The organism is Micromonospora sp. MA102 (assembly GCF_025460765.1).
GTDB classification, from domain to species: domain Bacteria; phylum Actinomycetota; class Actinomycetes; order Mycobacteriales; family Micromonosporaceae; genus Micromonospora; species Micromonospora halotolerans.
On sequence record NZ_JAMWEG010000008.1, the window covers coordinates 208208 to 230318 of the forward strand.

The 22111-nt window shown below is 74.2% G+C and carries 21 protein-coding genes; 11 read left to right on the plus strand and 10 right to left on the minus strand.

The genetic code is table 11. The features are described 5' to 3' along the window. Window positions 1-30 precede the first annotated feature (30 nt). Window positions 31-1431 (plus strand): PLP-dependent aminotransferase family protein, encoded by a 1401-nt coding sequence (locus NFX44_RS18325; RefSeq protein WP_262284893.1) that lies wholly within the window; start codon window positions 31-33, stop codon window positions 1429-1431. Window positions 1432-1476: 45 nt separating this feature from the next. Here the strand turns inward: NFX44_RS18325 and NFX44_RS18330 are convergent, their stop codons facing one another. Next, window positions 1477-2967, minus strand: a complete 1491-nt coding sequence (locus tag NFX44_RS18330; RefSeq protein ID WP_262284771.1) for an MFS transporter — start codon at window positions 2965-2967, stop codon at window positions 1477-1479. 81 nt (window positions 2968-3048) lie between these two features. Here NFX44_RS18330 and NFX44_RS18335 point away from each other — a divergent pair, with 81 nt between their 5' ends. From NFX44_RS18335 to NFX44_RS18345, 3 genes are all read left to right on the plus strand, one after another. After that, a complete protein-coding gene (locus NFX44_RS18335) occupies window positions 3049-3444 on the plus strand; it encodes a helix-turn-helix domain-containing protein (protein WP_262284772.1) in 396 nt (131 codons plus the stop codon). Between the two features lie 80 nt (window positions 3445-3524). After that, window positions 3525-4070: a TetR/AcrR family transcriptional regulator gene (locus tag NFX44_RS18340; protein ID WP_262284773.1), complete on the plus strand. Its 546-nt coding sequence runs from the start codon at window positions 3525-3527 to the stop codon at window positions 4068-4070. A gap of 32 nt (window positions 4071-4102) precedes the next feature. Next, complete coding sequence (locus tag NFX44_RS18345) at window positions 4103-6283, plus strand: MMPL family transporter (RefSeq protein WP_262284774.1); 2181 nt, start codon at window positions 4103-4105, stop codon at window positions 6281-6283. 21 nt (window positions 6284-6304) lie between these two features. Here the strand turns inward: NFX44_RS18345 and NFX44_RS18350 are convergent, their stop codons facing one another. Then, window positions 6305-7561 (minus strand): erythromycin esterase family protein, encoded by a 1257-nt coding sequence (locus tag NFX44_RS18350; protein ID WP_262284775.1) that lies wholly within the window; start codon window positions 7559-7561, stop codon window positions 6305-6307. A gap of 90 nt (window positions 7562-7651) precedes the next feature. Here NFX44_RS18350 and NFX44_RS18355 point away from each other — a divergent pair, with 90 nt between their 5' ends. Then, window positions 7652-7843 carry a DUF2795 domain-containing protein gene (locus tag NFX44_RS18355; RefSeq protein WP_262284776.1) on the plus strand — a complete coding sequence of 64 codons (192 nt, stop codon included), beginning with the start codon at window positions 7652-7654 and terminating at the stop codon, window positions 7841-7843. A 6-nt stretch (window positions 7844-7849) separates the two neighbouring features. Here NFX44_RS18355 and erm read toward each other — a convergent pair whose 3' ends face one another. Both erm and NFX44_RS18365 read right to left on the minus strand, forming a co-directional pair. After that, on the minus strand, window positions 7850-8668 hold the full coding sequence (gene erm, locus NFX44_RS18360; protein ID WP_262284777.1) for an ErmE/ErmH/ErmO/ErmR family 23S rRNA (adenine(2058)-N(6))-methyltransferase: 819 nt from the start codon (window positions 8666-8668) through the stop codon (window positions 7850-7852). A 368-nt stretch (window positions 8669-9036) separates the two neighbouring features. Continuing rightward, window positions 9037-9936, minus strand: coding sequence for a Gfo/Idh/MocA family protein (locus tag NFX44_RS18365; RefSeq protein WP_262284894.1), 900 nt, complete (start codon window positions 9934-9936; stop codon window positions 9037-9039). Between the two features lie 168 nt (window positions 9937-10104). On the opposite strand from NFX44_RS18365, the gene NFX44_RS18370 reads away from it, so the two are divergent. Beyond that, window positions 10105-10500, plus strand: a complete 396-nt coding sequence (locus NFX44_RS18370; RefSeq protein WP_262284778.1) for a hypothetical protein — start codon at window positions 10105-10107, stop codon at window positions 10498-10500. Next, complete coding sequence (locus tag NFX44_RS18375; RefSeq protein WP_091262250.1) at window positions 10493-10897, plus strand: hypothetical protein; 405 nt, start codon at window positions 10493-10495, stop codon at window positions 10895-10897. The genes NFX44_RS18370 and NFX44_RS18375 overlap by 8 nt, the downstream gene beginning before the upstream one ends. A gap of 28 nt (window positions 10898-10925) precedes the next feature. Here NFX44_RS18375 and fabG read toward each other — a convergent pair whose 3' ends face one another. Next, window positions 10926-11684, minus strand: coding sequence for a 3-oxoacyl-ACP reductase FabG (gene fabG / locus NFX44_RS18380; RefSeq protein WP_262284779.1), 759 nt, complete (start codon window positions 11682-11684; stop codon window positions 10926-10928). Window positions 11685-11739: 55 nt separating this feature from the next. After that, a complete protein-coding gene (locus NFX44_RS18385) occupies window positions 11740-13392 on the minus strand; it encodes an alpha-amylase family protein (protein ID WP_262284780.1) in 1653 nt (550 codons plus the stop codon). Window positions 13393-13464: 72 nt separating this feature from the next. Here NFX44_RS18385 and NFX44_RS18390 point away from each other — a divergent pair, with 72 nt between their 5' ends. Then, window positions 13465-14064, plus strand: coding sequence for a DUF1349 domain-containing protein (locus NFX44_RS18390; RefSeq protein WP_262284781.1), 600 nt, complete (start codon window positions 13465-13467; stop codon window positions 14062-14064). Between the two features lie 93 nt (window positions 14065-14157). Continuing rightward, window positions 14158-14820, plus strand: coding sequence for a DedA family protein (locus NFX44_RS18395; protein ID WP_262284782.1), 663 nt, complete (start codon window positions 14158-14160; stop codon window positions 14818-14820). Between the two features lie 13 nt (window positions 14821-14833). Here the strand turns inward: NFX44_RS18395 and NFX44_RS18400 are convergent, their stop codons facing one another. From NFX44_RS18400 to NFX44_RS18415, 4 genes are all read right to left on the minus strand, one after another. Next, window positions 14834-16399: a cellulose binding domain-containing protein gene (locus NFX44_RS18400; protein WP_262284783.1), complete on the minus strand. Its 1566-nt coding sequence runs from the start codon at window positions 16397-16399 to the stop codon at window positions 14834-14836. 136 nt (window positions 16400-16535) lie between these two features. Next, window positions 16536-17960 carry a carbohydrate-binding protein gene (locus NFX44_RS18405; protein ID WP_262284784.1) on the minus strand — a complete coding sequence of 475 codons (1425 nt, stop codon included), beginning with the start codon at window positions 17958-17960 and terminating at the stop codon, window positions 16536-16538. Between the two features lie 78 nt (window positions 17961-18038). Further along, window positions 18039-18782: a membrane protein insertase YidC gene (locus NFX44_RS18410; RefSeq protein ID WP_262284785.1), complete on the minus strand. Its 744-nt coding sequence runs from the start codon at window positions 18780-18782 to the stop codon at window positions 18039-18041. Window positions 18783-18900: 118 nt separating this feature from the next. Then, window positions 18901-19170 carry a DUF6412 domain-containing protein gene (locus NFX44_RS18415; RefSeq protein WP_262284895.1) on the minus strand — a complete coding sequence of 90 codons (270 nt, stop codon included), beginning with the start codon at window positions 19168-19170 and terminating at the stop codon, window positions 18901-18903. 314 nt (window positions 19171-19484) lie between these two features. On the opposite strand from NFX44_RS18415, the gene NFX44_RS18420 reads away from it, so the two are divergent. Further along, complete coding sequence (locus NFX44_RS18420) at window positions 19485-20633, plus strand: glutamate--cysteine ligase (protein WP_262284786.1); 1149 nt, start codon at window positions 19485-19487, stop codon at window positions 20631-20633. A 40-nt stretch (window positions 20634-20673) separates the two neighbouring features. Continuing rightward, the gene (locus tag NFX44_RS18425) at window positions 20674-22053 is read left to right on the plus strand and encodes an FAD-dependent oxidoreductase (RefSeq protein WP_262284896.1); all 1380 of its coding nucleotides are present in this window, start codon (window positions 20674-20676) and stop codon (window positions 22051-22053) included. The last annotated feature ends 58 nt before the right edge of the window (window positions 22054-22111 follow it).

Below are 22111 nucleotides of genomic sequence, written 5' to 3' on the forward strand. Positions count from 1 at the left end.
GGCCCGCCCGTAAGCTCCAATTCCGTGCCGATGGACTGGGCCGATTTCGGCGTCGACCTGCACCTGGAGCTGGACGCCACCGGCGGCCGGCGGGCCGGCCTGGAACGGGCGCTGCGGGACGCCATCCGCGACGGGCGGCTCCCGCCGGCCACCCGGCTGCCGGCCACCCGCGTCCTCGCCGCCGAGCTGGGCCTGTCCCGGGGCACCGTGAGCGCCGCCTACGACCAACTGGTCGCCGAGGGCTGGCTGGTCGCCCGGATCGGCGCGGGCACGGAGGTCAGCGGGCTGCGCCGGGCCGCGCCGCCGCCGGCCACGCCGCCGCCCGGCTCCGCGACCTTCCGGTACGACCTCCGCCCGGGCAGCCCCGACGTCGGGCTCTTCCCGGTCACCGCCTGGCTGCGGGCCACCCGGCGGGCGCTGGCCGTCGCCCCCGCCGAGGCGTACGGCTACGGCGACCCGCGCGGCCGCCCGGAGCTGCGCCGCGCGCTCGCCGGCTACCTGGGCCGGGCCCGCGGCGTGCTGGCCGACCCGGAACGGATCGTGGTCACCACCGGGTACGTCCAGGCCCTCGTGCTGCTCACCGGAGTGCTCCGGGACGCCGGCACCCCGACGGTGGCCATGGAGGACCCCGGGCTGGCCTTCCACCGGGAGGTGGTCCGCCGGCACGGCGGCGCCGTGCTGCCGCTGCCGGTCGACGGGCTCGGCGCGCGCACCGACCTGCTCGGCGCCGGGTCGCTGGCCCGGGTGGGTGCGGCCGTGGTGACCCCCGCGCACCAGTTCCCCACCGGCGTGACCCTGCACCCGGCCCGCCGGCACGCCCTGGCGGAATGGGCCCGGGCAACCGGCGGGCTGGTGGTCGAGGACGACTACGACGGCGAGTTCCGCTACGACCGGCAGCCCGTCGGCGCGGTCCAGGGCACCGCACCGGAGCAGGTCGCGTACGTGGGCACGGCGGCGAAGACGCTGGGCCCGGCGCTCCGCCTGGCCTGGCTCGTGCTGCCGGCGCGGCTCGTGGAGCCGGTGGTGGAGGCCAAGCGCCACCTGGACCTGCAGAGCGAGACGATCGGCCAGCTCGCCCTCGCCGAGCTGATCGACGGGCACGGCTACGACCGGCAGATCCGCACCGTCCGGCGCCGCTACCGGCAGCGGCGGGACCTGCTGCTGGAGCGGCTGGCCCGCCGGTCGACCCTCGACGGGGTGGCGGCCGGCCTGCACGCCACCGTCCACCTGCGACCGGGCGGCCCGACCGAGGCCGAGGTGCTGGCCGTGGCCGCCGCCCGCGGGCTCGCCGTCGGCGGGCTCGCCATGCACCGGCACCGTCCGGAGAGCGGGCCTCCCGGCCTGGTGGTCGGCTACGCCCACCCACCGGCGCACGCCTATCCGGCCGCCGTGGACCTCCTGGCCGGGGTGCTGCACGACCTGGACGCCTGACGTGGCGCGACGACGCGGCTCGCCCGGCGCGGCTCGCCCGGCGGGTCAGCGGGCGGAGCACGTGTCCGGGACCGCGGAAGTGGAAGGCGAGGCGGGACGGCGGGCGACGCCAGCGGCACGGTCGGAGCGGTCGACGCGGACGGGGCGGACGGGGCGGGCGGTGAGGAGCGCGACCAGGAGGGCGGCGGCCACCAGGGCGGCGGCGACCGCGAAGGCGGACCGGTAGCCGAGGGCGAGGGCCGCGATCTGGTCGGTGCCGGCGGCGCGCAGCGCGTCGGTGCGGCTCGCCGCCAGGGTGGCCAGCACGGCCAGTCCAAGTGCCCCGCCGACCTGCTGGGTGGTGTTGGCCAGCCCGGAGGCGAGCCCGGCGTCGGCGGGCTCCGCACCGGCCATGGCCAGGGTGGTGACCGCCGGCAGGGTGAGCCCGCCCGCGGCGCCGAAGACCAGCATCGCGGGCAGCACGTCGGCGGCGTAGCGGGCGTCCACCGGGATGCGGACCAGCAGCAGGAACCCGACCACGGCGAGCGCCAGCCCGCCGACCAGCACGGTCCGGGCGCCGAACCGGGCCACCAGCCGCCCGGCGAGCCCCAGCGAGACGGCCGCGATCACCAGCGGGGTGGGCAGGAAGGCGAAGCCGGTGGCGGCCGGGTCCAGCCCGAGGACGAGTTGCAGGTGCAGGGCGAGCAGGAACTGGAAGCCGAAGTAGGCGGCCACCATGAGGAACTGGGTGGCGTTGGCGGCGACCAGGCCGGGCGCGCGCAGCACCCGGGGCGGCAGCAGCGGCGTGCCGGCGCGCCGCTGCCGGGCCGCGAAGGCGGCGAGCAGCGCGGCGGCGAGCGCGCCCGCGCCGAGGGTGCGCGGCGAGGTCCAGCCGTGCTCCCCGGCGCCAACGATGGCCAGCACCGCGGCCATCAGCCCGGCCGTGGCCAGCACCGCGCCGAGCAGGTCCAGTCCGGCCCGCAGCCCGGCGCCGCGGTCCGGCGCGATCAGCCGTACGGCGCCGGCCACGATCGCCGCGCCGATCGGCAGGTTGATCAGGAAGATCGACCGCCACCCGGTCAGGTCGGTGAGGACTCCGCCGACCAGCAGCCCGAGCGAGGCCCCGGCCGCGCCGGTGAAGCTGAACACCGCGATGGCGCGGGCCCGCTCGGCCGGCTCGGGGAAGATCCGGACGATCATGCCGAGGCTGACCGCGGTGGCGAGCGCGCCTCCGACGCCCTGCGCGAACCGGGCGGCGACCAGGGTGCCCGGGCCGGTGGCGGCCGCGCAGAGCAGCGAGGCGAGGGTGAACAGGGCGACCCCGGCCAGGAACACCTGCCGCCGGCCGAGCAGGTCGCCCAGCCGCCCGGCCAGGAGCAGCAGCCCGCCGAAGGCGACCAGGTACGCGTTCACCACCCAGGCCAGCCCGGCGGCCCGGAAGCCGAGGTCGGCCTGGACGGCCGGCAGCGCGACGGCGACGATGCTGCCGTCCAGGATGATCATCAGGCTGCCGGCGCTGAGCACGAGCAGCGCGGGCCAGCGGTTGGTCCCCGTCATGGTGGAGTGCCTCCTTGGTGCACGGTTTGTTACTGAGGCCATCGTCTGTGACCATGAGGCCGAGCGGAAGGAGGCACTTTGATGTCCCAGGGGAACAGGTGTGTGTCCGTCCAGGCCGACCAGGCGCGGGCCTGCACCGTGCGGGAGGCGCTGGACCGGGTCGGCGGGAAGTGGAGCATCGGCATCCTGATCGCCGCCTCCCAGGGCCCGATCCGCTTCACCGAGCTGGAGCGCCAGGTGGAGGGGATCAGCCGGCGGATGCTCACGCTGACCCTGCGCAACCTGGAGCGGGACGGCCTGCTGCACCGGCACGTCCATCCCACCGTGCCGCCCCGGGTCGAGTACACGGCCACCCCGATGGCCCAGGAGCTCTACGAGTCGCTCGTGGCGCTCACCAGCTGGGCGGAACGGCACCGCGAGGGGATCAGCGCGGCGCGGGCGGCGTACGACCGGGAGCACGGGGCGCCGGTCGGCTGAATGCCGCCGTGGCGAAGGCCACCCGATCCGTCTGACCGATCGGTCAGGTACTGACCGATCGGTCAGGCATGCTGGAGGGCATGGCACGGGCGGTACCGGAGACCCACGGCGAGATCCTCGCGGCGGCGGCGCGGCGCTTCGCCGTCACCGGCTACAAGGGCACCTCGCTCCAGGACATCGCCCGCGCGGTGGGCTGCTCGAAGGCGACGGTGCTCTACCACTTCGCCAACAAGGAAGCGCTCCTCGGTGAGCTGATGGCACCCGCCATCGCGGTGCTGGAGGCGCTCGACGCCCGCCTCGCCGGCACCACCGGCGCGGCGGCGCAGCAGATCGCCGGCGAGGGCTTCGTCGACCTGGCGGTGCGCTTCCGCCGGCAGATCGCGCTGCTCCGGGGCGAGTTCCCCGACCTGCTCCAGCAGCCCGCGTTCGCGCACATCCAGCAGATCTCCGAACGGCTCGTCGCCGCCTTCGCCGGCCACTCCGACCGGCCCTCCGCGCGGATCGCCGCGCTCGTGGTGCTCGCCGGCATCGCCGAGACGTGCGCCGAGTTCATCGACATCCCCGACGACGAACTGCGGCCCGCCCTGCTGGCCGTCGTCCGGCGGGCCCTCGAACCCGTCACCTGATCCCCGTTCCGACCCCGAGGACAAGGAAACCCATGGCGACCCTGCTGTACCGGCTCGGCCGGGCATCGTTGCGCCGACGGCGACTCGTCGCCGTCGTGTGGCTCGTCGTACTCGTCGGCCTCGGCCTCGCCGCGGCCACCCTGAAGGGCCCGACGGCGAGCAACTTCACCATGCCGGGCACCGAGTCGCAGAAGGCGATCGACCTGCTCGCCGACCGGTTCCCGGCGGCCAGCGGCGCCACCGGCACCATCGCCGTCAAGGCCCCCCGGGCGGGCCAGCTCACCACGCCTGAGGGACAGGCGATCGTCAAGCAGGTCACCCAGGAGGCGGCCACGCTGCCCGGTGTGGTCGGCGCGGTCGACCCGTACCAGGCGCAGGCGCTCACCCCGGACGGCCGGTTCGCCCTCATCCAGGTGCAGTTCCAGGGCCGGGCCGACGACGTGACCGACGCCCAGCGCGACGCGTACGAGAAGGTCGGCGCGCAGGCCGAGGCGCAGGGCTGGCAGATCGCCCCCGGCGGCGAGGTGCTCAACTCCGAGCCGGAGGTCGGCTCCACCGAGGCGCTCGGCGTGCTGGTCGCGGCGATCGTCCTGGTCATCACCTTCGGCTCGCTCGTCGCGGCCGGCATGACCATGCTGAACGCGCTGATCGGCGTCGGCGTCGGCATGGCCGGCCTGTACGCGCTCAGCGGCGCGGTCGAGCTGACCAGCACGGCGCCCATCCTGGCCCTGATGCTCGGCCTCGCGGTCGGCATCGACTACTCGCTCTTCATCACCTCCCGGCACCGGCAGAACCTGCTCGACGGCCTGTCCCCCGAGGAGGCGGTCGGCCGGGCGGTCGGCACGGCCGGCTCCGCCGTGGTCTTCGCCGGCGCCACCGTGGTGGTCGCGCTCGCCGGCCTGGCCGTGGTGGGCATCCCGTTCCTCACCGTCATGGGCCTCGCCGCCGCCGGCACCGTCAGCGTGGCCGTGCTGGTGGCGATCACCCTGGCTCCGGCGCTGCTCGGGTTCGCCGGCCGGAAGGTGCTTCCGCGCAAGCTGCGCGACCGCAGGGCGGTCGAGGATCCGGGCACCGGCTCGGAGGACCGCTCGGGCTTCGGCTTCCGCTGGGCGCACTGGGTGACCCGGCTGCGCATCCCGGTCATCCTGGTCGGCCTGCTCGGCCTCGGCCTGCTCGCCATCCCCGCCCAGGACATGCGGCTGGCCCTGCCGGACGCGGCCACGGCCGCCGAGGGCAGCCCGGCCCGGGTCAGCAACGACCTCATCCGGGAGGGCTTCGGCGAGGGCTTCACGGGCCGGCTCGCGGTGGTCGTCACCGCCGACTCGCCGCAGGCCACCCAGGCCGCCGTGCCGCAGGTGACCGCGCTGATCCAGAAGACCGACGGGGTGCTGGCGGTGGCGCCGCCGCAGCTCGACCAGACCGGCCGCACCGCGCTGCTCGGGGTGATCCCGAAGACCGGGCCGACCGACGCGGCCACCGAGACGCTCGTGCACGACATCCGCGCCCAGGTCGGCGACATCCAGAACGCCGACGTGCTGCTGACCGGCGTCACCGCCATCGGCATCGACGTGTCGGAGAAGCTCTCCGACGCGCTGCCGGTCTACCTGCTGCTGGTGGTCGGCCTGTCGGTGCTGCTGCTCATGCTGGTGTTCCGGTCGATCCTGGTGCCGGTGAAGGCCGCGCTGGGCTTCCTGCTCACCGTGGCGGCCACCTTCGGCATCACGGTCGCGGTCTTCCAGCAGGGCCACCTGGCCGACCTGGTCGGGCTGGACACTCCGGGCCCGCTGGTCAGCTTCCTGCCGATCCTGCTCATCGGCATCCTGTTCGGCCTGGCCATGGACTACGAGGTCTTCCTGGTGTCCCGGATGCGCGAGGACTTCGTCCACGGCGACACCGCCCGCCAGGCCACCATCAACGGGATGGGCCACGGCGCCCGGGTGGTCACCGCCGCCGCGCTGATCATGATCTCGGTGTTCGGTGGCTTCGTCTTCCTGGACGACCCGGTCATCAAGTCGATGGGCTTCGCGCTCGCGATCGGTGTCGCCATCGACGCCTTCGTGGTCCGGATGACCATCGTCCCGGCGGTGATGTCGCTGCTCGACAACGCCGCCTGGTGGCTTCCGCGCTGGCTCGGCAGGATCCTGCCCAACGTGGACGTCGAGGGCGAGGGCCTGCGCGCCCACCTCGCCGAGCGCGAGCCCGCCCAGGTGTGACGCGGGGACCTGCCCGGCCGGTCAGACGCCGGCCGGGTAGGTCTCCATCTCGCCCGGGGTGGCCAGCGCCGGCAGCGGGTGCAGCGCGGTCGCCTCGTCGCACCAGATGAACGCGTCGTAGCGCTCGCCCAGCCGGGTCGGCACGTAGTTGCCCCAGGACTCGAAGCTCGGGTCGTAGACCACCCCGATGGCCCGGTGGTCGGCTTCGCCGGTCACCCACTCCGGCTGGTCCTCGCCGCCGAAGACCAGCACCGCCCGCTCCGGCATCAGCTCGTGCAGCCGCCGTTCCACCGAGCCCTCCCGGGCCGGCGGCACCGTCATGGCCTCGGCCGGCGAACCCCAGCGCGGCGCGGCGACCACCGTGCCCCGGTAGCTGCCGAAGCCGACCAGCACCACGGCGTCCCGGCCGTGCCGTTCCCGGCCGAGCTGGCCGATGTTCACCAACCCGTCCGCCGCCATGTCGGTGGCGCGGGCGTCACCGACGTGCGTGTTGTGGGCCCAGACGATTCCGCGCGCCTGCGGGCCGTAGCGGTCGAGCAGCCGGTCCAGCGTGTCGGTCATGTGGACGTCGCGGATGTTCCAGGACTCCGGGCCGCCGCCGACCATGGCCCGGTAGTAGCGCTCCGCGCCGGCCACCACCTCCGCGTTCTGCCAGGCCGCGAAGCGGTCCGCGCCGTCGGCGGCGGCCTGTTCGCGGGTACGCGCCAGCAGCCGGACCACCTCCTCCTCGCACCGGGCCGAGACGAACCGGCTGGCCGCGGCGTAGTCCTCGATCCGCTTGCCGTACGGCTCGAAGCACCGGTACGCCTCCTGCGCCGCCTCCAGGGAGGCCGGCTCCTCCTCGCCCAGGTAGTCGAAGATGGCCTGCATCGACTCCCAGAGGCTGTAGACGTCCAGGCCGTGGAAGCCGGCCCGCTCCCCCTCGGGGCGTTCCAGGTTCCACGCCCGTAGCCAGCGGCAGAACCGGGCCACCTCGGCGTTGGCCCACATCCAGGTCGGCCAGCGCTCGAAACCCTCCAGCGCGGCCTGCGGATCGGCCGACGCGCCCGGTACGCCCACCACCGAGCAGTTCACCCGGTCGCAGTCCGGCCAGTCCCCCTCCACCGCGACGAAGTCGAAGCCCTGTTCGGCGATGAGCCGCCGGGTCAGTTGCTCGCGTAGCCGGTAGTAGTCGTAGCTGCCGTGCGTCGCCTCGCCGATCATGACGATCCGCGCGTCCCGGACGCGTTCCAGCAGCGGGTCGAAGTCGCTCGGCGCGCCGAGCCGCTGTACCAGCATGCGAGCGGCTACCCGGGACCCGTCCGGGCAAACCGTCGCCACGGCCGGGCCGGCGGGCATGGCGCCCCGCACAGCGGGTAGCCCGCCGGCATGACCGTCACCGGGGCGCAGTTGCAGGAGTTCCTGGCCGGGCTCGACTACCCGGTCTCCCGCGCGGACCTGGTCCGCTGGGGCCAGGAGAACGGCGCCAGCACCGAGATGTTGCAGATGCTCAGGGCGCTGCCGGCGGAGGAGTTCGACACCCCCGCCGAGCTGGGCGAGGCGCTCAACACCCTGGTCTGAGCCGGGTCACCACCCGTCCCGGCCGGGGTGCCCGGCGTGCAGCAGCCGGAACAGCACGAGCCACTGCTCGGGCCAGACCAGCCCGACCGGGGTGTCCGGCGCGAGGCGGGCGGCCCGCAGCGCACCGTCGACCCGCCGGCGCGGGTGGCCGGTGCGCAGCGAGGCGGCCAGCGAGCCGCCCACCCCGCCGAAGCCCAGCTCCACCATCCGCCGGTACGCGGGCAGCGCCGCCCGGGGCAGCAGCGGCTCCGGGCGGCGGTCCACACGCAGCAGCCCGCCGTCGGCGGCGGGCACCGGCCGGAACGCGCCCCGGGGCACCCGGCCGGCCAGCCGCCAGTGGTGCTGGGGCCAGGTGAGCACGGTGAGCCGGCTCCACCGGCCGTGGTCGCCGGTGCGCTTGCGCGCGTAGTCGAGCTGGGTGAGCAGGGTGGCCGACCGCAGGCCGGGAGCGGCGAGGCACCAGCGGACCACGGCGGCGGTCAGCGACCAGGGAATGTTGCCGACCACCGCGAACGGCTCGGCGGGCGGGACGGCGGCCAGGAAGTCGGCGGCCCGGACCTCGACGTGCGGCAGGTCCGCGCAGGCCGCGGCCAGCTCCGGCAGCACGGCCGGGTCCACCTCGTACGCGAGCAGCCGGCCGCACCGGGCGGCGAGCGGCCGGGTCAGCTGGCCGCGCCCGGCGCCCACCTCCAGCAGCAGGTCGTCCGGGCCGGGGCGGGCGGCCCGGAGCACCCGCGCGACGGCGGCCGGGTCGGCGAGGAAGTTCTGGGACAGCGCGCGACGGGACCGGTCGCGTGCGGTGGTACGGAATCGGCGGGGCGCCACGGGATCGTCCTGTCTGTCGCCGGACGGCGACGGGAACGGACAGGCGGCGCGGAGGCGGGCCTGTCCGAGCGGATCGGGACTCGGACGACCCTGGAGATTCGGCGGGGACGCGGCGGCCACACCCCGGGTCGGGGCGGACGGCGGCGCACCGGGCAGCCGGCGGCGGCCGGCCCGCTCAGGGGCCGGCGGTGCGGACGGTCAGGTCAGGCGCGGTGGGCGTCCCGGCCGGCCAGGGCCGGGCGCCGGACCCGCGGGCGGGCGACCAGGAGGAGCCCCCGCGCGGCCGGCGCGACGGCCACGTCGATCAGGGCATGCGTGAACATGCCGGCCAGGCTAGCGGCGGCCCGGCCGGCCCGCGACGGAATTCCTCAGAGGTCGACGGTGCGCCGCTCGCTGCGGGCGGTCTCGGCGGCGTCCAGCACCGCCACCACCTCACGCCCGAACCGGACGTCGCAGCGGTGGTCGCGGGTGCCCGCGTCGACCTCCTCCAGCAGCTGGTCGATGGCCGTGCCGAACGCCTGGAGCACGCTGCCGTCGCCGGGCGGGACGGTCTCGGTGCCGTTCTCGCCGAAGAAGACGAAGTCCCGGGTGACCGCCTCGGCCGGCGCGTCGAGGGTGAGGGAGAGGGTGCTGGTGGCGCCGCCGTCATGGGTGAGCAGCAGGTGCACCAGGCCGCTCGGGCCGTCCATGGCGGCGACCCGGTTGACCCGGCCGAGCACCGGCAGGATCAGCGACAGCGCGTGCGGGCCGATGTCCCAGAGCGCGCCCCGGTCGCGCCGCCACTGCGAGTTCCCGTACGGGTTCCCCGGCTGGTAGATCGAGGCGAACATGGTCGCCCGGGCGTGCTGCCAGCCGCCGGCCGCCGCCGTCGAGGCGAGGAAGCCGGTGACGTTCGGGTGGAACCGCTGGGTGAAGAAGACCACCGAGGCCACCCCGGACGCCTGCGCGGCGGCGACCACCCGGTCGGCGTCGGCGAGGCTCAGCGCCAGCGGCTTGTCCAGCAGCAGGTGCCGCCCGGCGGTGGCGGCCCGGACGGCGATCTCGGCCTGGACGTCCGGCGGCAGCGCCACGGCGATCGCGTCGCAGGCGGCGAGCAGGGCGTCCACGTCCTCGAAGACCGGTACGCCGTGCCGGGTGGCCAGCGTGGCGGCCTTCGCCCGGTCACGCCCCCAGACCCCGGCCAGCTCGGCCCGCGGGTGCGCGTCGATGGCCGCGGCGTGCGTCTCCGCCGCCCAGTGACCCGTGCCGAACAAGCCGAACCGCACCAGGACCCCCTGCTGTCGTCCTCCGCCACGGCGTACGCCGGTGGCCGTGATCCACGCTAGTCGCCCGGCCCGCCCGGCGCGCCGCGACCCCGCCGGAGAGCCGGGCGACGGTGGCTACTACGAGGATTAGTAGGCTGTGCCGGTGAACTCGACTGCGCCGGAACGGCGTCGATGACCACCGCCGCGGCGGCGGGCTCGCCGGTGGACGGGATCCTCGCGACGGCCTCGATCGTGCTGTCGCTCCTCATCGCGGTCTGGGCCCTGGTGGCGGCGGTACGCCACCGCGCGCCCGACCGGCTCCAGTTCGTCGGCCTGGCCGTGCTGGAGGTGGGCCTGCTGGCGCTCACCGTGGTGGCGCTGGTCGCGCTCGGCGGCGGCGAGCGGCCGGGCGAGCCGGGGGCGTTCTTCGGCTACCTGGTGACGCTGGTCTGCCTGCCGCCGCTCGCCTGGGTGCTGGCCCGGATGGAGCCGACCCGGTGGGGCTCGGCGATCGTCTGCGCCGTCTGCCTGGTCACCCCGGTGGTGGTGGTCCGGTTGCAGCAGACCTGGGAGGTCGTCGGTGGCTGAGCAGCGGGCGACGAACCGGGGGCCGGGCCGGTTGCTGATCGCGGTCTACATCCTCTTCGCCATCGCCGCGACCTCGCGGGCCGGGCTCCAGATCGCCACGAAGTTCGACGAGGCGCCGGTGGCGTACCTGCTCTCCGCGCTGGCCGCGCTCATCTACATCGTGGCGGCGGTCGGGCTGGCCCGGGCCGGGCACACCGGCCGCCGGGTCGCGCTGGCCTGCTGCTCGGTGGAGCTGGTCGGGGTGGTCGGCGTCGGCATCCTGAGCCTGGCCGACCGGGAGCTGTTCCCGGACGAGACGGTCTGGTCGGGCTTCGGCAGCGGCTACGGCTACATCCCGCTGGTGCTGCCGGTGCTCGGCCTGTTCTGGCTCTGGCGCACCCGGCACGATCCCGCCTGAGGGGCCGTGCCGGGCGCGCCCGCCCGGGTCAGTCCTTGGGACCGCCGGCGACGTAGATGACCTGGCCGGAGACGAAGGACGCGCCCTCGCTGGCCAGGAACGAGATGGTGTGGGCGACGTCCTCCGGCCGGCCGGTGCGGCGCACCGGGATCTCCGCGGCGGCGTGCTGCTGGAGCGCCTCGAAGTCGACCTTCATGCGGGCCGCCGTGGCGGCCGTCATGTCGGTGACGATGAAGCCCGGCGCGACCGCGTTGACGGTCACCCCGAACGGGCCCAGCTCGATGGCGAGGGTCTTGGTGAAGCCCTGCAGGCCGGCCTTGGCCGCCGAGTAGTTCGCCTGGCCCCGGTTGCCCAGCGCCGAGGTGCTGGAGAGGTTGACGATCCGGCCCCACTTCCGCTCGACCATGTGCTTCTGGGTGGCCTGGCTGAACAGGAACGCCCCGCGCAGGTGCACGCCCATGACGGTGTCCCAGTCGGCGTCGGTCATCTTGAACAGCAGGTTGTCGCGGAGCACGCCGGCGTTGTTGACCAGCACGGTCGGCGCGCCCAGCCCGGCGGCGACCCGCTCCACGGCGGCCTCCACCTGGGCCCGGTCGGACACGTCGGCGCCGACGCCGAGAGCCCGCCCGCCGGCGGCGGCGATGGCGTCCACGGTCTCCTTGGTCGCCGACTCCTCGATGTCGACCACGGCGACGGCCATGCCGTCGGCGGCCAGCCGGCGGGCGGTGGCCGCGCCGATGCCGCGCGCGGCTCCGGTCACGATGGCGACGCGGGGCTCCTCCGACATGATTACCTCCCGGTAACTTGGGCTCGATCGAAGGAGCTTAACGCCGGGCCGGCCGTCAGAGGCCGCTGCCCCGGCGGATGCGGATCCACCGGTAGCCGTAGCCCGCGAGCTTCAGCCGGTCCAGCTTGCCGACCTCCTCGTAGTTGCGGTCGGTGAACACGTCGATCGGCAGGTCGGCCTCGGGGGCGAGCACGCTCAGGTCGACCTCGGCGTCCTCGGTGCCGAGGTTGTGCAGGAAGACCATCGTCCCGGTCGGCCCGTCGGCCCGGTGCGCGAGCACCCCCGGCGGCATCGGCACGTCGATGTGGCTGGTGCTCCCCGAGCCGATCTCCGGGGCCTCCCGCAGGGTACGGATCATCCGCTCGAACCAGCCCAGCAGCGACCTCGGGTCCTTGCGCTGGGCGGTCACGTTGACCTTCTGGTAGCCGTACTCGCCCTTGTCGATCACGGGGCGGACCAGCTTCTCCGGGTCGGCCGTGGAGAAGCCGGCGTTCTCCTTGTACGACCACTGCATCGGGGTGCGGATCGCCTCCCGGCCGGGCAGCGACAGGTCCTCGCCCATCCCGATCTCCTCGCCGTAGCGCAGCACCGGCGTGCCCCGCAGCGAGAACTGCAGCGCGTACGCCAGCTCGATCCGGCGGCGGTCGTTGCCGAGCATCGGGGCCAGCCGGCGGCGGATGCCCCGGCCGTAGAGGCGCATGTCCTCGTCCGGGCCGAACTGCTCGTACACCTGGTTGCGCTGCTCGGCGGTGAGCCGGGACAGGTCGATCTCGTCGTGGTTGCGCAGGAAGGTGGCCCACTGCCCGCCCTCGGGCAGGGCCGGGGTGTCCCGCAGCGCCTCGATGACCGGCTCCGGGTCCTGCCGGGCCAGGGCCAGCATGAGCCGGCCGTTCATCATGAAGTCGAAGAGCATGTGGATGCGGTTGGCCGAGCCGCCGCTGTCACCGAAGTAGACCGGCAGCTGGTCGGGCTCGACGTTGGCCTCGGCCAGCAGGACCGAGTCGCCCCGCCGCCACTGCACGTGCTGGCGCAGCTCGGTGAGGAAGTCCAGATCCTTGGGCGAGTCCGGGTTGCCCGGCTCGGTCAGCTCGATGATGAACGGCACGGCGTCCATCCGGAATCCGGAGACGCCCAGCTGGAGCCAGAACGACATGATCTTCTTGATCTCGGCGCGAACCTCCGGGTTTGCCGCGTTGAGGTCCGGCTGGAACTTGTAGAAGCGGTGGTAGTACCAGGCCTTCGCGGTCCGGTCGTAGCTCCAGGTCTCGTTCTGCTCGCCGGGGAAGACCATGCCCTGGTGGCGGTCCGGCGGCGCCTCGTCGCTCCACACGTACCAGTTGCGGTACGGCGAGTCGGGCGAGGAGCGGGCGGACTGGAACCAGGGGTGCTCGTCCGAGGTGTGGTTGACCACCAGGTCGATGATCACGTGGATGCCTTTGTTCTTCGCCTGGTGCAGCAGTTCGGCGAAGTCGCCGAGGGTGCCCAGCTTCGGGCTGACGTTGTAGAAGTCGGTGGCGTCGTAGCCGTCGTCCCGGTTCGGCGACGGGTGGATCGGGTGCAGCCATAGGCAGGTCACCCCGAGCCGGGCCAGGTAGTCCAGCCGGCCGATGAGGCCCCGGAAATCACCCACCCCGTCGCCGTCGGAGTCCGCGAACGTGTCCACGTCGAGGCAGTAGACGACCGCCTCCTGGTACCACCTGTCACCCATGCTGCGTCTACTTCTCCGGTACGCGGCTGCGGCAAACCCCACGGCCCGCCGCCCGGCCGGTACGGTGCCCGCATGAACGCCGAAGCGCACGTCCTCGACTGGTCCGTGGGCACCTGGCTCAACCCGCCGGAGCGGGCCGAGTCCGCCGGTGACGCGCTGCTGGTGCAGCCGCGCGGCGGCAGCGACTTCTGGCGGCGGACCAGTTACGGCTTCGTGCACGACGATGGCTCCGCGCTGCTCGCCCCGTTCCCCGTCGACAGTGCCGTGGAGGTGAGCTTCCGGCTCGACTACGCCGCCCAGTTCGACCAGGCCGGGGTGCTGGTCCGGGTGGACGAGCGGCGGTGGACCAAGGCCGGCGTGGAGGTCAGTGACGGGCAGCCGCAGGTCGGCGCCGTGGTCACCGACGAGCGGTCGGACTGGTCGGTGGCGCCGGTGCCGGAGTGGTCCGGGCGGGACGTGACGGTCCGGGTCAGCCGGGCCGGGGACGCGCTGACCGTCCGCGCGCGGGTGGACGCCGAGCCGTGGCGGCTGGTCCGCGTGGCCCCGCTGGACCCGGGGGCCGGGGCGGCGGCCGGGCCGTACTGCTGCTCGCCGAGCCGGGGTGGCCTGGTGGTCCGCTTCACCGGTTGGCGGCGGGGGCCGGCGGACGCCGCGCTGCACCCGGAGGGCTGAGCCCACGGTCCGTGGGGCGGATCACCGGCAGGTGTGACCGGCCCGGGTCGGGGTACCTGTTCCGGATCCCCGGCACCGCACGGAAGGACGCCCATGGCACTCGCCCAAGACGTCGACCCGAATCAGTTCACCGGGCTGACCGGCTGGGTGGCGACCGTGATCGATTCGTTCGGCGCGGTCGGGGTGGCCCTGCTGGTCGCCCTGGAGAGCATCATCCCGCCGATCCCGAGCGAGGTCGTGCTGGCCATGGCGGGTTACCTCGCCGCCGAGGGCCGGTTCAACGTGGTGCTGATCGTGCTGGCCGCGACGGCCGGCTCGCTGCTCGGCGCGCTGGTCCTCTACTGGCTGGGCGCGGCGCTCGGCGAGGAACGGCTGAAGCGCTGGCTCGACCACATCCCGCTGGTGGACCGGGAGGACCTGGAGAAGGCCGACCGGTGGTTCGAGCGGCACGGCCGGTGGGCGGTGCTGTTCGGCCGGGTGGTGCCGGTGGTGCGCAGCCTGGTCTCCGTGCCGGCCGGCGCCAACCGCATGCCGCTGGGCGAGTTCGTCCTGCTCACCACGCTGGGCAGCGGAGTGTGGAACGCGCTGATCGTCGGGGCCGGTTTCGCGCTGGGCTCCCGCTGGCAGGAGGTCGACCGCTACAGCCACTGGTTCAACTACGCGATCTTCGCGGTCTTCGGCGTGACCATCGCGGCCTGGGTGGTCAAGAAGGTACGCCGGCGGCGCGCCCGGCAGTCGGTGACCGCCGGGCGCTGACCGCGACGCGGGATCAGAATCCCGCGGTGATGCTGGTGAACTCCCAGGTGTTCTGGGCGATGCCGGAGCAGTTGGAGACCACGCCGCCACCCGGGCAGGGCCGGTCGCGGTTGACCGCCCAGAAGGTGAACCGGGCGAGGCCGCGGGCCTTGGCCCAGTCCCGGATCTGCGTCCAGGTGGCCGGGGAGGTCAGCTCCTGCTGGTCGGAGAGGCCGTTCATGCCGGAGATGCCCATGTGGGCGTAGGCGGTGGCGTCGGACCAGCCGAAGGCCGTCTTCAGCGCGTTCTTCAGGCCCTCGGCCGCGTTGACCGTGCTCTGGTACATGTTCGCGCCGCCGCCGAAGTCGAACGGCATGATGGTGAAGACGTCGATGTTGGCGCCCTTCGCGGCGGCCTGGTTGATCAGCCGGGTGCCGTAGTACGACGGCCCGGTGGTCGAGGTGCCGAAGGTGACGATCGTTTTGATCCCGGGGTTGTTCTGCTTGACGATCTTCAGGGCGTCCAGGATCCGGTCCTGCACCACCTCGTTCTCGAACTCGTCGCTGTTCTCGATGTCGATGTCGATCGCCTTGAGGCCGTACGCGTTGATGACCTGCTGGTAGGCGCCCGCCAGCGCGCTCGCCGAGGAGCAGTTCGGGCCGAGCTTGTTGCCGCTCCAGCCGCCGAAGGACGGGATGACGTCGCCGCCGGCCGCCTTGATCGCGGCGATGGTGCTGGCGTGCGCGCCGCCGGTGAGCGGGCCGCTGCCGTCCCAGGCCGGCGTGCAGCCGCCGCCGGAGAGCACGAACGCGATGGTGAACCACTTGATCCCGGTCGCGCCCATCACGGTCGACGGCGCGGGCGGGTCGCCCCAGCCCGGGTAGAGGTAGGGCGCGGCGGCCATGGCGCCGCCACCGCCGCCGGTGCAGCCGGTGGTGGTCGCCGACACCGCCGGCGACTTCGCCGACTCACCACTGGCGTTGTACGCGGCCACCGTGTAGCTGTGCCCGGTGCAGGCGGCCAGCCCGGAGACCGTGGCCGAGGTGCCGGTGACGGTGGCCTTCACGGTGCCGCCCTCGTAGAGCCGGTAGCCGGTGACCGTGCCGGAGACGGCGTTCCAGGCCAGCGCGACCGAGGTGTTGGTGGTGCCGGTGACCCGGAGGCCGCCCGGGGTGGCCGGGGCGCCCGGGTTGCCGCCGCCCCCGCCGCTGCACGAGCCACCGTTGACCGTGCAGTTGACCGGGTCGCCGGTGCCGCTGACGATGAAGCCGAAGCTGGTGCTGGCGCCCGGGGCGAGTGCGCCGTTCCAGGTCTGGTTCACGGCGGTGACGTGCTGGCCGGAGGTGGTCAGCCGGGCGTCCCAGAAGGAACCGAGGGTGCTGCCGGCGGGCAGGTCGAACTGGACGTTCCACGAGGAGATGCTGGCCGAGCTGTCGTTGGTGACGGTGAACTTGGCCTCGTACCCGCTGCTCCAGCTGGAGGTGCGGACGAAGGCCGCGGTGGCGGCGGAGGCGGGCGGCGCGGCCAGCACCGTGCCGGCGACCAGGGCGGTGGCGAGCGCGACGGCGAATGTCGCCAGGCGGGTGGAGCGGAGTCTCACGGCGTCCTCCAGGGGGACCGTTGTGGTGGAGGGTGGGCATTTACGACCGTCGACGTGCGCTCATTATTAAGACTGTTAACTGTTTCTGTCCAGAGGCAGACCGGGGGTCCCCCGCGGGGACCCCCGGGCCGGCCGGTCAGCGCCGGAAGGTGAACCAGTTGACGTTGACGAAGTCGGCCGGCTGGCCGCTGCTGAAGGTCAGGTAGACGGTGTGCCGGCCGGTGACGGCGGCGACGTTGCCGGGCACCGAGCGCCAGCTCTGCCAGCCGCCGGTGTTGGCGACCGCGAAGCTGCCGATCGGCGCGTTGGTCGGGCTGTCCACCCGCACCTGGACCAGCCCGCTCACCCCGCCGGGCGCGCCGGAGGCGACCCGGGCCACGAAGTCCTTCGGCGGGGTGGCGCCGAAGTCGACGTTGTCGTAGCGGGCCCAGTCGCCGTTGGCCAGCCAGCCGATGTCCTGGCCGCCCTCGGCGCACGTCTCCACCTGCACCCCGTTCTGCCCGGTGAACGCCTCGGCCTGGATGGTCGAGTACGCGTCCACCACTCCGCCGGGCGGGGGCGTGGTCGGGGTCGGCGACGGCGTGCCGCCACCACCGCGGGTGTAGGCGGCCACGTAGTCGACGACCATGGGCCGGCCGGAGACGGTCGAGGCGGTGGGCGTGGCGGAGCCGGCCACCCCGTCCGGGAAACCGCCGCCCATCGCCACGTTGAGCAGCAGGAAGTAACCGGCGTGGTTGGTCATCTGACCCCAGTACGGTTCGCCGACCTGGTTCTGGGTCACCGTGTGGAACAGCTGGCCGTCGACGTACCAGCGCAACTGCTGCGGGCTGGTCGAGGCGTCCCACTCGAAGCGGTAGGTGTGGAACGCCGACTGGCAGGTGCTGCCCGGGCAGGCGCGGGAGGCCCCGATGCCGTTGAACTCGTTGCACGGCCCGCCCGGGGCGACGCCGCAGTGCAGCACCCCCCAGACCGAGTTGATCCCGTTGACGTTCTCCATGACGTCGAACTCGCCGATGCCCGGCCAGTTCTGGTAGTTGCCCCGGTACGGCGAGCCGAGCGCCCAGAAGGCCGGCCAGTAGCCGGCGGCCTGCGCCCCGGTCACGTTGGGCATCTGGATCCGGCCCTCCAGGGCCAGGACTCCCCCGGCCGGTGGCTTGAAGTTGGCGCGGACCGTCTCGATCCGGGCCGAGGTCCACCGCCCGGAGGCGTCCTTGAGCGGGGTGATCCGGAGGTTGCCGGCTCCGTCGTGGGCCAGGTTGGCGGTGTTGGCGGTGTAGGTCTGGATCTCACCGGTGCCCCAGTTCGCCGGGCCACCCGGGTAGCTGGTGCCGGTGTCGATGATCCAGTTGGCCGAGGAGGGCAGGGTGCCGGCCGCGCCGGTGAAGTCGTCGCTCCACACCAGACTCCAGCCGCTGGGCGGCGGCGGCACGGCGGCGTGCGCGGTCATCGTGACGGTCGCGAGGGCGGTGGTGGTGGCGAGCACGGCGGCCGCCAGGGAGAGCCGCCGGCGGGACCGGCGCACGGCGGAGGGGGCGGCCGTGGCCGCCGGAACAGGGTTCATCGGGGTGCCTCTCTGCGGGGACGGGCAGGAGAGAGCGCTCTCTTGAGAGCGATTTCTACGCGCCCGTCCCCACAGTTGTCAACGTCCGTCGATGCCTTCGGGCCGCGGCCGGCGCAGCACCGCCTGCTCCAGCACGGTCCACGCCGTCGTGGTGACCAGGTAGATGACCGCCGCGAGCGGCACCACCAGCGCCACCACCACCGTGGTGAAGGGCAGCAGCGGCACGAGCCGACCCAGCACGGCGGCGCCCGGGCCCTCGGTCGGCGCACCGGCGATGGTGCCGGTGGCCGCAGCCGTCCGGCGCGCCCGCCGGGCGGACCACCAGGCCAGCACCAGCAGCGCCGCCAGCAGCACCCCGAAGACCGCCACCACCGGGCCGGTCAGCCCGTCGCCGAGATGCCACCCCAGGGGTACGCCGGCCAGCTTCTCGTCCAGCAGGTGCGGGTGCCCGTCGCCGGTGGCGAGGAGGCGGTACATGACCAGGAAGAACGGTGCCTGCAACAGCGCCGGCAGGCAGCCCGCGACCGGGCTCGCCCCGGCCCGCCGGTAGAGCGCGAACAACTCGCTCTGCAGGCGGCCGGGATCGTCGGCGTACCGCCGCTGGAGGTCGCGGACCTCGGGGGCGAGTGCCGCGCGGCGCCGCTCCCCGCGGACCTGGGCCAGGGTGAGCGGCGAGATCAGCAGCCGGACCCCGACGGTGAACAGGACGATCGCGGCGGCCGTGGCGGCCCCGCCGGCCAGCGGGGCGAGCGTGTCGGCCAGCCAGGTGACGACGGCGCCGGCGGCGGACGCCGCGACGTGCAGTGGTGCGAAGGCGAGCATGGGAAGACCCCTCGGTCCGATTCCGGATGCCCCGGCGGGACGGCGCGTACCGCGGGACGGATGACGACGGAACCGGCCGCGCGGCGAGCATGCGCCGGAGGAGGACCCGGCGAGGTGGCTACGCGGCCGAGAGGCGCAGCCCGGGCGCACGGGGACGCGGCCGCCCCGGTGCGTCCGGGTCGACCTGGCGGGGCACCCGGCGGTGCCGGGCCCGGGCCCGCAGGGCGACGGCGAGCGGGCCGGCGGGCGGCGCGGGCAGCGCCCGGACCCGCAGCGCGAGCAGCGTGGCCAGCAGCAGCGCCGCGGCCACCGCCGCACCGGCCAGCAGGCCGGCCGGGCGGTCCGCGAGCAGGGTGAGGGCGTACGCCCACGTCCCGCTCACCAGCATCCCGATCACACGCCGACTCTAGAACCCGCTGTCACGTCCCGGGACACGATCGCGACGCCGCCGCCCGCTCGGCGCCGTCGTCACCGTCCGCGACGGGGCGCTGAGGGCGGGCACGACCGCCGGTACGCGGCCGGCCGGCCCGCCCGCCCGGGCGAAATCCCTGTCGCCGCCGGGGCTCGGTGACCACCCGAACGGGGGACGTGAACCGGCGCGTAGCCGACGACACGCCGCCCGGCGCGTTTCCCCGCGCCGACACGGTGGGTAACAGAGCGTCGACCGCGCGGCACGGTGCCGCGGCCGGTACGGAGCGGACGGTGGTCTCGATGAGCGGGTCAGTCGCGGAGCGGGAACGGAGCGCCGCGCCGGGCGGCACGGACCTGCTGACAGTCGGCGTGGAGGAGGAGTTCCTGCTCGTCGACCCGCACACCGGGACCGCGGTGCCCGCCGTCGACCTGGTCATGGAACAGGTGCCGGCCGAGCTGCGGGGGCAGGTCGAGCGGGAGTTCCAGACCAGCCAGATCGAGATCGGCAGCCCACCCGGGCTGGAACTCTCCTCGATCCGGCACTCGCTGGGCATGCTCCGCGCCGAGCTGTCGGCCGCCGCCGAGCGGGCCGGCGTCCGGCTGCTGGCCATCGGCACCGGTCCGGTGGACGGGCCGGTGCCGCCGGTGGTGGACAAGCCCCGCTTCGACCGGATGATCGAGCGGTTCCGGCTGCTGGTGCCCGGCCCGGGCAACAACGGCATGCACGTGCACGTCGGCATCCCGGACCCGGAGATCGGGGTGCAGGTGCTCAACCACGTCCGGCCCTGGCTGCCGATCCTGCACGCGGTCACCACCAACTCCCCGTTCGCCAAGGGCGAGGACACCGGCTACGCGAGCTGGCGCTCGGTGGAGTGGGAACGCTGGCCGTCGGTGGCACCCACCCCCTGGCTCGAGTCGCACGAGCACTACGAGCGGCTGATCCGGCAGCTCATCGCCAGCGGCGTGATGCTCGACGAGGGCATGCTCTACTGGTACGCCCGGCTCTCCGCCAAGTACCCGACCGTGGAGATCCGGATCGGTGACGTCTGCCCGTCGGTGGACGACGCGGTGCTGGTCGCCGCCCTGGTCCGGGCCCTGGTGGCCACCGCCATGACGGAGATCGTCGAGGGGCGGCCGGCCATCAACACCGACCACCACCTGCTGGTCGCCGCGCACTGGCGGGCGGCCCACGACGGGCTGGAGGGCGACGGTGTCGACCTCACCGACGGCGAGCTGCGCCCGGCCTGGGAGCTGCTGGACGGGCTGGTCGAGCGGGTCCGCCCGGAACTGGAGCGGCACGGCGACCTCGACCGGGTGACCGACCTGCTGGGCGGGCTGCGCCGGCACGGCAGCGGCGCAGCCCGGCAACGGGCGGTCTTCGCGCGTACCGGCAGGATGGTCGACGTGGTCGCGGACGTGGCGCGGCAGACCCGCGGCTGAGCGCCCCCGCCGACCGGGCCGGCGTGACAGGATGAGCGTCGTGGCGGAGCGGATGGTCGTCGTCGGCGGGGACGCCGCCGGCATGTCGGCGGCCTCCCAGGCCCGGCGCCTCCGCGACCGGGCCGACCTGGAGATCGTCGCCTTCGAGCGCGGCCACTTCACCTCCTACTCGGCGTGCGGCATCCCCTACTGGGTCAGCGGGCTGGTCCCGGGGCGGGACCAGCTCGTCGCCCGCGACCCGGCCACGTTCCGGGACAAGTTCGACGTCGACGTCCGGCTGCGTCACGAGGTCACCGAGATCGACCTGGACCGCCGCGAGGTGGTCGCCCGGGACCTGGAGGGCGGCGGCGAGGTCCGCACCGGCTTCGACACCCTCGTGTACGCCACCGGCGCGCGCCCCGTCCAGCCCGAGTGGGCCCTCGGCGGCGTGGCCGGCGTGTTCGGCATGCAAACCCTCGACGACGGCACCGCCCTGCTGGACTGGCTGGACCGCGATCCCCACCCCCGCCGCGCCGTGGTGGTCGGCGGCGGCTACATCGGGGTCGAGATGGCCGAGGCGCTGCTGCACCACGGGCTCTCGGTCGACCTGGTCGAGCAGGCCGACCAGCCGATGTCCACCGTCGACCCGGACATGGGCGAGCTGGTGGCCGAGGCGATGCGGGGCACCGGCATCGGCATCCGCGCCGGCCTGACGGTCACCGGCCTCGACGAGCGGGACGGCCGGATCGCCGCGGTGGTCACCAACGAGGGGCCCATCCCGGCCGACGTCGTGGTGCTGGGTCTGGGCGTACGCCCGAACACCGCGCTCGGCGAGGCCGCCGGCCTGCCGGTCGGTCCCTCCGGGGCGATCCGCGTCGACCGGAGGATGCGGGTGCCCGGCGCCCCCGGCGTCTTCGCGGCCGGCGACTGCGTGGAGACCCTGCACCGGGTCAGCGGCCTGCCGGTGCACATCCCGCTCGGCACCCACGCCAACAAGCAGGGCCGGGTCGCGGGCATCAACATCGGCGGCGGATACGCGACCTTCCCCGGCGTGATCGGCACGGCGGTGACAAAGGTCTGCGAGCTGGAGGTCGGGCGCACCGGCCTGCGCGAGCGGGACGCCACCGCGGCCGGCTTCGAGTTCGTCACCGTGCTCGCCGAGTCGACCAACCGGGCCGGCTACTACCCGGGTGCCCGGCCCATGACGGTCAAGCTGATCGCCGAGCGGCCCAGCGGCCGGCTGCTGGGCGCGCAGATCGTCGGCTGGTCCGAGGCGGCCAAGCGGATCGACGCGCTGGCCGTGGCGCTGTGGAACAACATGACGGTGGACGAGATGACCGCGCTCGACCTGGGCTACGCGCCGCCGTACGCCCCGGTCTGGGATCCGGTGCTGATCGCCGCCCGCAAGGCCGTCGACGCCCTTTCCCACGCCGGCCGGTAACCACCTGTCGGGTTCCGGGTGCGGTTGTTGTCGCCCGGGCGACAAGAAACGCACCCGG